Source organism: Caballeronia sp. BR00000012568055 (assembly GCF_029439455.1).
Classification (GTDB): domain Bacteria; phylum Pseudomonadota; class Gammaproteobacteria; order Burkholderiales; family Burkholderiaceae; genus Caballeronia.
Window position 1 is genome coordinate 1 of the sequence record NZ_JAQFVG010000010.1, and the last position, 11,379, is coordinate 11,379.

Sequence of the window (11,379 nt, forward strand, 5' to 3'; positions counted from 1 at the left end):
TGTCGTCAGATTATTAAAGAACGTGTTGGTAAAGTTGAATACAACCGGAATATTCGAACTCGTTCCTTGTAATACTACGCCATTTCCAGCCGGCCCAATAATATAATCGCCGTAGAAGTTGACGTTAGAGACGCCCGAAACCTGAACACCGGTGCCCCAGTGAGCGCCAACAAGATAGCCGTCTGCCCCTCTTAGGGTAACATTAGAAATATCGGATAAAGCAGTATTGCCCGGGTTGGAATTCGAAGTCTGCATCTGATTAAGGCTTATACCAATTGTACTGTTAGCGCCCGCTCCGGACGTGAGTGACAGGTTCTTTAAGTGAACTGAATCAAAAGCCCCGTTGTAGTTGAAAGTGAGCCCGGACGTCGCGTTTGGAAAGTATAATTCCGATACATCTTGCCCAGCGCCCTCGATCGTTATGGAAGCCAAGGTAGACGCAAATGTGTACGACTGCGCACTATTCAACGCCCATCTCCCTGCCGGAAAGTACACACAAGCACGCCCACCTGAAGACGCTGATAAGGCTGCATTCAAAGCAGCGGTGTTATCTGTGCCTCCCGGTGTTCCGCCAAATGCTACGATGCTAGGACAGGTAGTTGAAGCCGCCTGTGCAAAGGCAGCCGGCATTTGCACACCTAAACACAGCAGCAAAAATAGTCCAAAAAAAGCGCGCATTGTTATTCCTCGCGAGATAGACCAACAAGATGCTTTCGATGAAATTAAAAAAGCGCTATTGCCGAGCTGTGAGGTGGCAACAATTGCTGCATATAGATTACACCGCTTGCATTCCAATGACAATAAACTATCATCAGAATACAATCGCTACCTACTTTTCCAAACTGTTTTTTCGTATTGAGTTAGTTTGGCCATCTCTTTTATGTATCTGGTCGATGCGGTGCGCGCTTGTCCGTCATACAGTAGCACCCAACGCAGATTCCTCAAGAGCGGCGTAGCAGTGAAATTCGACGATGGATCACGCTGGTATTCGCGGGTTGGTTGCCCCATCACAAAGGTCTCGTGAGACTGCCGCGGTGTTACTTTGCAATTCGACTGACGCCATTGCCAAACGCGGTCGCGGGTCGCTCGAATACGGGTCTGCGTGCCTTTAGGATATTTACCGATACTGATAGTCTTTATAGGTGAAGTCTACATGCCTAGTCGCGCTCAGCTTCCGTGCTAACCAGTGCGAGCCAGCGCAAGCTTCCATGACTGCCGTACGACTTCTATATCGCGAAAGAGGCGAAGGAACTGCAGATGTATAAGCCTCTTCCGAAAGATCGCTTAGCCCTTCGCATCTTGTCCACGAATGTTAGACGTACGTTTGCCAGATCAACGCCGATAGCGTGACTTCTTACGCAACCTCGATACGTTAGCCCGAGCCTTTCATTGTGGGACTGTCGCCAGGATAAAGCTGGTCATTTCATTATGTCGTTGAAAAGTGTCCGCGCAGACGTATCCTCAACTTGTCGCAGCCTTCATTGGGCCGATAGGGCCATGATGCATGCGGCTTCAACCGCACTCAGTTTCCGTCAGGTAGTTTTGTGTAACATCTGAACCAACGACAGCATCAACAACCGTTGACATGATCGTTCGCACTTCCTTTACATGCTTTGGACGCCATTGCGAGGCCTGCTTAGTAGATAGTAAAGGCGATGGCAAATGTCAGTAAAACAGATTAACTATAGTTCGAGCGCCCGAACAATAACGGATTCGATTTCCGTATGGCATTGAATGGCTTGTGCGTTCCTCAATACTAATAAGAACAAGCAGATGTATTAAAATTTTGTTTCCAACAGACAGTAAGTCCGCATAAAATCGAAAATCCCCAAGCCAACAGTGGGCATCACGCGGGAGCGACCACCCGACGTTAATAAGACAACAAATTTTGAAATGGTGATAATGGTTCAATGTTTGCACTAAGACTTTAGATGCTGCCGCGAGCCTTCTAATTTATGCACAGCGACGTCAACAGCCGAGTGGATGAGATAGGCATCGAACTATTTGTCAGCATGTGCTAAACCACCATTTCAACTGGGGTGAAACCTCCAAACACACTCGCATTCATAACAAAGGAACTTAGTTAGGCGGTATTCACAGCATTGGTGGATACACGCAAGTCCGCTCGAGTGGTGAGGAAATCCAATATGTGGCGCATGAGGAACAAGCTGAAGAAGAGTGTATAAACTATTGTGTGTCATTGCTCGCCGCAAACACGCTAACAGGCAGCAAGCTAGACGCAGGTTTAGACGCGGAACATCAGACAGCGGTCTCGACGGTTCGTTGATTCAACTGCTACGCAATCACGTTGAACCAAGCGCTACCGATAGAGCGGCCGACCTAACTTCGCATCACGCTGCACGTCACTTGCAAAGGCCGCTCGCGGAAGGATGTTGAAAATGCGGCGCTGGATCACCATACCGTGCCGATCCTTTAGCTACTTGTGTCTTCCAAAACGATGATTTCGATAAGAGATAAGTTTTGCCACGCAGGGCGTCGAGTTCGGTAGAAGAAGGTGGAGGTTAGCGTAGATTGTCGCGAGGCTTATGATGACTGTGGGTCTTGCACCGGACTGAAAGGCTGGTTTTGCAATCGGTGTCCAGTTGCGTGCATAGCTAATGAGGCGTGCTTGCGCGCCGGCTAACGATTCAGTCGAGTTCCCGCGCCCGCACTATTTAGGCGACAATACATGGATGCCCAGTTCCGCAAGCAAAACTGGAGAGTCTCGCTCGTTTCGGTTTATTAAGGATGCAGTTGAACTTCCATTCCAACAACGCTAGTCCACGTGACCCGCTGAGCGTTTCCATCGTGATCTTTCGGCCGCACCGCCGACTTCTCGAACTTACGCTTCATACGCTCAACACCGCGATCGAGGCGAACAGAATCGCGTCGGCGCCGGTCTACCTCGTTAACAACGGAACGGACGAACACATTAACTGGTCGGAGATGACCAACGAACCATGGCTACGGGCGAGCATTATCGAAGGCCAAGGCAATGTTGGTTACGGTCGCGGCCATAATCTAGCAATCGAGCGCACCACCAGCCGCTATCACCTAATTCTAAACCCCGACATCGAACTCGACGATGACGCGCTTTTTCAGGGAATTGCCTTTCTTGACGCGCATCCGGAAGTGGGCGCAATCACGCCAAACATTCGCAGCGGTAACGGAGCGCAGCAATTCCTCTGCCGCCGCTTCCCCACCGTCCTCGATCTCTTCGTTCGCGGCTTCCTCCCGCGCAGCCTGCGCGCGCCGTTCGCCAAACGTCTCGCCCACTATGAACTCCGTGACGCCATCGACGATAAAAATGTTTTCTGGGACCCGCCCATCATCAGCGGCTGTTTCATGCTCTATCGCACCGAAGTCCTGAAAAAGCTCGGTGGTTTCGACCCGCGCTACTTTCTGTACTTCGAAGACTACGACCTGAGCCTGCGCACACATGAGATCGCGCGCGTCGCTTACGTGCCGTCCGTGCGCGTCCTGCATCACGGCGGGGATGCCGCACGCAAAGGCTTCACGCACATCAAACTCTTCATCACCTCAGCGATTCGCTTCTTCAACCGCTTCGGCTGGAGATGGCTCTGATGGAGCGCATCGGCATCACCGGTGCGAACGGTTTCGTCGGCCAGGCGCTGACGCGTGCCTTGCTGAATGCAGGCGCGTGGCCCGTGTCGGTAGTGCGCGAGGGCATCACGCCCGAACCCGGCTTCGAAACCGTCCACATCGGCTCACTCGATTCCATCACGCCGGCTGCGTTCCAGGGCTGCGCATCGGTCGTCCATCTGGCCGCCCGCGTCCACGTGATGAACGACGCCGCCACCGATCCGCTCGCCGCCTTCCGCGCGATCAACGTCGATGGCGCGCTCAAAACCGCCGAAGCCGCACTGCAGGCCGGCGCGAAACGTTTCGTGTTCGTCAGCAGCATCAAGGCGCTCGCCGAACTCGACCCCGGCCGTCCTTTGCTCGAAACCGACGTGCGTAATCCGCCCGATCCGTACAGCATTTCCAAAGCCGAAGCCGAAGTCATGCTGCAAGCCTTCGGCGCACGCACGGGCCTGGAGATCGTGATTGCGCGTCCGCCGCTGGTGTACGGCCCGCAAGTGCGCGCCAACTTCTTCAATCTGATGCGCGCCATCGCGAAGGGCATGCCTCTGCCCATCGGCGCGATCGAGGCGCGGCGCAGCATGGTCTACATCGATAACCTCGCCACCGCGCTGGTCGCCTGCGCGATGCATCCGCGCGCCGCGAATCAGCTTTTCCACATCACCGATGGCGACGATCCGACAGTATCGGAGCTGGCGCGGCGGCTGGGTGTGCATCTGCATCGTCCGGCGCGGCTGGTTCCGGTGCCCGCACGTCTGCTGAAAACCCTCGGACGCCTCACGGGCAAGTCTGCGCAGATCGATCGCCTGACCGGCAGTCTGCAAGTCGATTCGAACCATATTCGCGATGTGTTAGGCTGGCGGCCGTCCCACACGCTCGACGCCGGTCTCGCGGCCACTGCCTCGTGGTTTCTGGCGTCCGGGGCAAAATAATTTCTCGCTAACAGAGACGGGTTAACGTCCGGTAACAACCGATATGCGCCGGTAACACGCGAACCAAGAATAAGCCGGCAAGATTCGCAATCGATAACCTCGCCCACCGTACCGATATTTGGGATGATCCGCCCGTTGCTGCCTTTTTTCGTCGATTCGCCCCGGATCGCCGCGCTGTGCGTGGCGATTGCCTGTCTTGCTGCCTGTGCGCTGATTCTTCTGACGCTGCTGCGCACCGGACTGGCCTGGCGACTCGCCACCGATATCCCGAACGAGCGTTCGCTACATATGCGTCCTACGCCGCGAGTGGGCGGGTGGGGCATCGTGCCGGTTGGCGTGATCGCCATGCTGATCGCCGCGCCGCTGATGTGGCTCGTGGCCGTGCTGGCGGCGGCATTGGCTGCCGTATCGCAGATCGATGACCGGCGTGGACTGCCCGCCCGCGTGCGCTTCGGCGCGCATGTTGCGGCCGTGGCGCTGCTGATCGTGCTGAATCCCGCGCCGGTGCCGTGGTGGGCGCTCTGCGCGGTCGGCTTCCTGATGGTCTGGCTGGTCAATCTCTACAACTTCATGGACGGCTCGGACGGCCTCGCCGGCGGCATGGCGATGATCGGCTTCGGCGGTTACGCGATTGCGGCGTTATCCGGCCCCGTACCGCAAATCGACCTGGGCGTCGCGAGTGCCGCCATTGCGGGCGCGGCAATGGGCTTCTTGCTGTTCAACTTTCATCCAGCTAGGATATTTCTTGGTGATTCAGGGTCGATTCCTCTGGGTTTTCTTGCTGGCGCGCTCGGATATTGGGGCTGGCTGAAGGGAACGTGGCCGATATGGTTTCCGGCGCTGGTGTTTTCGCCCTTCATCGCCGATGCATCGGTGACCTTGCTGCGCCGTTTATCGCGCGGCGAAAAATTCTGGCAGGCGCATCGCGAGCACTACTATCAGCGCATGGTACGGCTCGGAATCGGCCACGCGCGCACGGCGCTTGCGTGGTACCTGTTGATGCTGGCGGCCATCGTGCTCGCCAATTGGGCGCTCGCGTTGCCGCCCGCGAAACAATGGCTGACGGTCGCGGCATGGGCCGTGGTGATGGTGGCGGTCGGTGTGGTGGTCGATTCCGGCTGGCGTCGCCATCAGCGGCTTTCTGAACAAGCGTGAGGAACCTGCGGATGATTCGATACAAAGCACCGTGGCTTTCCGCCAGCGCCTTCACCTTCGACCTCTGCGCGGTCGCGGGCACGTGGCTCGTCGCCTATCTGATCCGTTTCAACGGCTCGGTGCCCGCCGATTTCCGCCACGGCGCATTAATGGCGCTCGTCTGGGTGCTGCCGCTCTACGGCGTGATGTTCCGCGTGTTCGGCCTCTATCGCGGCATGTGGGTGTTCGCGAGTTTGCCCGATCTCATGCGCATTTCGAAATCGGTGATCGTCGGCGGCTTGCTGGTGATGATCGGCGCGGTGATGGCGCAGCCGCTTCCCGTGATTCCCCGTTCCGTACTCATCGTCTCGCCGCTGCTGCTGTTCCTGGCGATGGGCGGCGCACGCGCGTTGTACCGCGCATCGAAGGAGTTTTATCTGTACGGCGGATTGGTCGGGCAGGGCAAGCCGGTGATCGTGCTCGGCGCGGGCACCGCTGGCGCAATGCTCGCGCGTGAACTCGCGCGCTCCAGCGAATGGCGTCTGGTCGGCCTGCTCGACGACGATCCCGCCAAGCAAGGCCGCGAAGTGCTCGGCTACAAAGTGCTCGGCGCGTTCAGCGATCTGTCGAAGTTCGCCGAGCAGTACAAGACCGAATACGCGATCATCGCCATTCCGTCGGCGGGTGTCGATGAACAACGCCGCGTCGCGACCTTGTGCGTGCGTGCCGGCGTCAAGGTGATGGTGCTGCCCGCGCTCGCGCAACTCACGCAAGGCGAGGGCGGTTTCCTGTCGCGCGTGCGTCAGATCGACCTCGAAGATTTGCTCGGCCGCGAGCCGGTGAAAATCGACATGCCGCACGTCGAGCAACTGCTGCACGGCCGCGTGGTGATGGTGACGGGCGCGGGCGGATCGATCGGATCGGAATTGTGCCGGCAGATTCTGCGATTCTCGCCCGCGCAACTGATTGCCTACGATCTGAGCGAATACGCGATGTATCGGCTGATCGAGGAATTGCACGAGAAATTTGCGGAGTGCTCGGTCATTCCCGTCGTCGGCGATGCAAAAGACTCGTTGCTGCTCGATCAGACCATGATGCGTTTCGCACCGCATATTGTCTTCCACGCCGCAGCGTACAAGCACGTTCCGTTAATGGAAGAGCAGAACGCATGGCAAGCCGTACGCAACAACGTGCTCGGCACGCTGCGCGTCGCGCGCGCCGCCATTCGCCACGACGTGCGCCACTTCGTGCTGATTTCCACCGACAAGGCCGTCAACCCGACCAACGTGATGGGCGCGAGCAAGCGCCTTGCGGAAATGGCGTGTCAGGCCTTGCAGCAGTCCGCACCGCGCACGCAATTCGAAACCGTGCGCTTCGGCAATGTGCTGGGCAGCGCCGGCAGTGTGATCCCGAAATTCCAGCAGCAGATTGCCAAAGGCGGTCCGGTGACGGTCACGCATCCGGAAATCACGCGCTTTTTTATGACGATCCCCGAGGCCGCGCAGCTCGTGTTGCAGGCATCGAGCATGGGTCGTGGCGGCGAGATTTTCATTCTGGATATGGGGCAGCCGGTGAAAATCGTCGATCTTGCGCGCGATCTGATTCGTCTCTACGGCTATTCGGAAGAGCAGATTCGCATCGTGTTCACGGGCCTGCGGCCGGGCGAAAAGCTCTACGAAGAACTCCTCGCCGACGATGAAACCACCACGCGCACGCCGCATCCGAAACTGCGGATCGCGAAGGCGCGCGGCGTGCCGGACGATTTCATCGACGAGTTGCTGCCCTGGCTGATGCAGCATCGGATTCTGTCGGACGAGGAAGTGCGCCGCGATCTGCGTCGCTGGGTGCCGGAGTATCAGACGGTGATGGCGCCGGTGCTGCAAAGCGTGCCGGTGACGAAGGCGGCGAATTCGCGCGGCGTCAACGGCTGATTCCCGCTCAGCTCACGCATGGCGACGACGCTCGACGAGTTTCATGCGCTGACTCATGCGGGATCGCTGCTATCGGCGGATGGTGAGATTGTCGCGCCGTACGATCTCGAAAAATCGGGCGATGCGGCTTCTGGCTACGTGCCGCTTCCCGTTCATCATGCGGACCCTGTGGACTACGCCCGTGCGAGCCACGTTCAACTTATCAATGCCTTCGGCGTCACGCTCGGCGATTCGATCGTCGGTTTGACCGCGTTGTATGCATTGAAGCGTCTGCATCCGCATCTTGAGTTCACGATCTATCGGCCTGCGCGTGCGCCGCGTTATGTGCGGCGGCTGTATGAACTCGCATCGCCTGAGTTCGGCGAAATCGTCGATTTGCCTGTGCCGTTCGCCAGTCTTTCGGACAGCGCATTGAAGATCGATATCGGCAATCATTTGTTCTGGCCGCAATTCGCGTCCATGCCGATGATCGATTTCTTTCTCTGGGCGCTCGGCCTGAATCCCGATGAAGTTGCCGCGCACGACAAGCGCAATCGCTGGATGATGGACCTGCCATTGCCTCACGCGCCGGCGCTCGATTACACGCTGCTGTGCGCGACCGCCAGCACGCCGGTCCGCAGCATTCCGGAATCGGCGCGTGTGAAGATTGTCGATCGGATGTTGAAGGAATTCGGCTTAACGGTATATGGATACGGCGCAGTGAATCATCCGCACTACCGGGATATTTCGAAGCAATCACGCGATACCGATGCTTTCTTCGCGTGGATCAAACATGCGCGCTACGTCGTCACATCGGATACGGCAGCGCTGCACATCGCAGCCGCTTTCGATGTACCGACGACCGCGATCTTCACGACCATCGCCGCCGATTTACGCGCGCGTGACTACACGAACTGCGTATCGATCGAACTGGATATGCCGCATCTTCAAGGCGTGCATGCAAGCGCGCGAGAAAGCGATCTCGAAGCGCTGGAACGCGCGTATCAAGCCTTTGACTGGCAGGCACTGAAGCTCAGACCGTAGCCGCCCGTTCCTTCGACGGATGCGCCTGAAAAATCGGCAACTTGCTATACAACTCCGCGACCCAGTCGATAAACACACGCACGCGCCGCGGCTGATGCCGGTTCGCCGCATACAGCACCGACACCACGCGCGGATGCGACGGATACTCTCCCAGCACTTCTACCAGCTTGCCCGCTCTGAGCAGCGGATCGAGCGTATAGCTCGAACCCTGGATCAGCCCTAACCCGGCGACGCCCGCTGCGATATACGAATCGCCATCGTTGACGGCGATCTTGTGCTTCATCGCAAAGACGCGCGATTCGCCATCGACGGAAAACTCCCAGTTGCGCACGCGGCCCGAATTGGTCAGCACATAACCGATCGCCAGATGATGTTCGAGATCATCGAGCGTCATAGGCTCACCGTATTCTTCGATATACCCCGGCGATGCACACGTAATCTGCGAGTACGCGCCGATACGCTTGGCCACCAGCCCGACGTCGCCGACTGCGCCCACGCGCACCACACAGTCCACCGCTTCTTCCACGAGATCGACCTGCCGATCCGTCAGCACCAGCTCCACGCCGATATCCGGATACGCCTTGAAGAACTGCGGCAGCGCGGGAATGATCGTGCTCTTGGCCATCACCTGCGGCAGACTCACTTTCACGTTGCCTTTGGGACTGAGCTTGGAATGCGACAGCGACGCTTCCATATCGTCGACTTCGCCGAGCACGCGCACGCAGCGGTCGTAATACGCCTCACCATCTTCGGTGATGCTGATACTGCGCGTGGTGCGATTGATGAGCCGCGCGCCGAGATGCGCTTCTAGTGCCTGAAGCGTTCTCGACACGCTGGCGGGCGGCAGACGCAGCGCGTCGGCGGCCTTCGAAAAGCTGCCGGCCTCGACGACGCGTGCGAAGACTTTCATTGCGAGAAAGCGGTCCATGCGGGAAGTCCGAAATCGTGAATAGTTCGAAGCTAATCAACGATCATACTTTGGATTGCCCGCACGTTGCAGGAAACGCGCGCGGCGCTCAGCTCAAGCCGAGCCCCTTGCAAACCCACCAGGAATACCGCTCGATCATGGCCTGAAACGGCGCGTGATGGCCGTAGGCAAGGGTAGAGACCACCAGCAACGCCACGCCCGCGAACACGGCGCGCGGCATCTTGCGCGGCTGTTCGAACACGCGCATCAGCAGCAATAGCGCGATGGCCGCGCCGAGCAGCCATCCCGCGATCACTTCCGACGTGGTATGCGCATTGGTCGCGACACGGCTGAAGCCGATCATGGCCGCGAACACCAGCCCGCCCGCCGCGCCCAGCCTGTACCACGCCGTGCCGAATCCGCCGAGCAGCAAGCCGCCCGCGACCGCGTACACGGACGCCGAGAGCATGGTGTGACCACTAATCATGCGGAAATCGATCGCCGACAACTCGACGCCACACCCCGCATACAGAATTTTCGATACCCCGACCAGCGCCATGCCCGCCGCCAGCGACAGCGCCCAGAACAGCGCGAGGCGCTTGTCGACCGAGCGCAGCCACAGACCGCACACGAGGGCGATCGGCAGGGTAAGTGCCGCATCCCCGAAATTGGAAAAAGCCCAGAGGTAGAAAATTTGTTTTGACGTCATGCAAATCCGTTATGAGGTGCGCTCGCGCATCACGAACTATCCTGCTGTTTGCGTCTGCCTGCGATGCGGTATTCGGTCGGCGAAATCGACAGCCGTTTGCGGAAGATTTTAGCGAGTCCGTCGCCGCTGCCCGCGCCGCAGCGCCGCGCGATCTTGTCCACCGGAAGGTCGGTGCCGGCGAGCAGCATGCAGCTCGCATCGAGTCTCGCACGCAATAAATATTCCGAGGGCGTTAAACCGATTTGCGCCTTGAATCGGCGCAAGAAATTACGCTCGCTCATGGCGGCAACGCGTGCGGCATCGGTGATCGAAATCGGCTTGACGTAATTTTCGCGAATCCAGCGCGCAGCGGCATCGATCTTCTGCCTGACGCCGCCGCTCTCGGTATCGTCGAGGACGGTGGCGAGTTTTTGCCACGCGCCCGGCACCGTGCGTTCCGATACTTCACGCGCCACCGCCGCACCGTGATCGCGCTTGACGATCGACAAGGCCGCTGCGATCGGACCCTTCGGATCGTCCAGCGTCAGCGTCTGCTCGGCGATGAACAACGCGCTCGACATCGCCGGCGACAACGCAGTGGAGAGCGCCTCTTCCGGCTCGTCTTCATCGGCGAAATCGAGTGAGCGGTTCTGCAAGGTCAGATTCGCGGCGGCGAGAATATGCGCGCCGTCGCCGATCGCCTTGATGAACGGAATCTTCGGTGCGACGCGGCCGAGCCTGCGCCTGAGCACCGCATCGTGACGCGCACGCCGCGCGCCTCCGCCACCGGCGATGAACAGCGCATCGCACTCGTTCATCCAGCGCGACTCGATGCTCTCGGTCCAGATACGCATGGAACAACTGCTCGCGACACTGCCGCCATCGGAAGACAGAAATTGCAGCGAATAGTTCGGATTTGCCGCCCCTGACGCGCGATCACCCGCCGATGCGGGCAGGCGCACCTGATTGGCGAGCGAAAAGACTTCGGAAATCGAGCTGACTTCGACCAGCGAAAAGTCCTCGAAGATCAGAATTCCGATCCGCTTTGCCGGGTTGGCCATCTCGGCGGAAGGCGCGTCATCGACATCGCGCACGACCTGCAGCCGGCCTACACCATTGGCATATACCATCGACTTCTCCCTTCTCCTGAGTAGCAGATAC

General features: G+C 58.5%; 10 protein-coding genes. 6 read left to right on the forward strand and 4 right to left on the reverse strand.

The window, feature by feature from the left end; translation table 11 throughout:
- The coding region (locus P7F28_RS01275; protein WP_277182579.1) for a hypothetical protein at positions 1-537 on the reverse strand (537 nt) is incomplete at its 3' end.
- Between P7F28_RS01275 and P7F28_RS01280 the strand changes: the two genes are divergently transcribed.
- The 6 genes from P7F28_RS01280 to P7F28_RS01305 all read left to right on the forward strand — a co-directional run bounded on the left by P7F28_RS01280 (position 422) and on the right by P7F28_RS01305 (position 8,623).
- Positions 422-859, forward strand: a complete 438-nt coding sequence (locus P7F28_RS01280; RefSeq protein WP_277182583.1) for a hypothetical protein — start codon at positions 422-424, stop codon at positions 857-859. The genes P7F28_RS01275 and P7F28_RS01280 overlap by 116 nt on opposite strands.
- 1,895 nt (positions 860-2,754) lie before the next feature.
- Positions 2,755-3,585 carry a glycosyltransferase family 2 protein gene (locus P7F28_RS01285; protein WP_277182563.1) on the forward strand — a complete coding sequence of 277 codons (831 nt, stop codon included), beginning with the start codon at positions 2,755-2,757 and terminating at the stop codon, positions 3,583-3,585.
- Entirely contained in the window at positions 3,585-4,535 is a 951-nt protein-coding gene (locus tag P7F28_RS01290) for an NAD-dependent epimerase/dehydratase family protein (RefSeq protein ID WP_277182564.1), read from the forward strand. The genes P7F28_RS01285 and P7F28_RS01290 overlap by 1 nt, the downstream gene beginning before the upstream one ends.
- Before the next feature lie 123 nt (positions 4,536-4,658).
- Complete coding sequence (locus tag P7F28_RS01295; RefSeq protein WP_277182565.1) at positions 4,659-5,690, forward strand: glycosyltransferase family 4 protein; 1,032 nt, start codon at positions 4,659-4,661, stop codon at positions 5,688-5,690.
- Between the two features lie 11 nt (positions 5,691-5,701).
- Positions 5,702-7,600, forward strand: coding sequence for a nucleoside-diphosphate sugar epimerase/dehydratase (locus tag P7F28_RS01300; protein ID WP_277182567.1), 1,899 nt, complete (start codon positions 5,702-5,704; stop codon positions 7,598-7,600).
- Between the two features lie 18 nt (positions 7,601-7,618).
- The gene (locus tag P7F28_RS01305) at positions 7,619-8,623 is read left to right on the forward strand and encodes a glycosyltransferase family 9 protein (RefSeq protein WP_277182569.1); all 1,005 of its coding nucleotides are present in this window, start codon (positions 7,619-7,621) and stop codon (positions 8,621-8,623) included.
- Here P7F28_RS01305 and P7F28_RS01310 read toward each other — a convergent pair.
- The 3 genes from P7F28_RS01310 to P7F28_RS01320 all read right to left on the reverse strand — a co-directional run.
- On the reverse strand, positions 8,613-9,551 hold the full coding sequence (locus P7F28_RS01310; protein ID WP_277182570.1) for a LysR family transcriptional regulator: 939 nt from the start codon (positions 9,549-9,551) through the stop codon (positions 8,613-8,615). The two genes, P7F28_RS01305 and P7F28_RS01310, sit on opposite strands and share 11 nt — an antisense overlap.
- Positions 9,552-9,639: 88 nt before the next feature.
- Positions 9,640-10,239: a phosphatase PAP2 family protein gene (locus P7F28_RS01315; protein WP_277182571.1), complete on the reverse strand. Its 600-nt coding sequence runs from the start codon at positions 10,237-10,239 to the stop codon at positions 9,640-9,642.
- Between the two features lie 29 nt (positions 10,240-10,268).
- Positions 10,269-11,379: GlxA family transcriptional regulator (locus tag P7F28_RS01320; RefSeq protein ID WP_306805659.1), on the reverse strand; the 1,111-nt coding region annotated here is incomplete at its 5' end.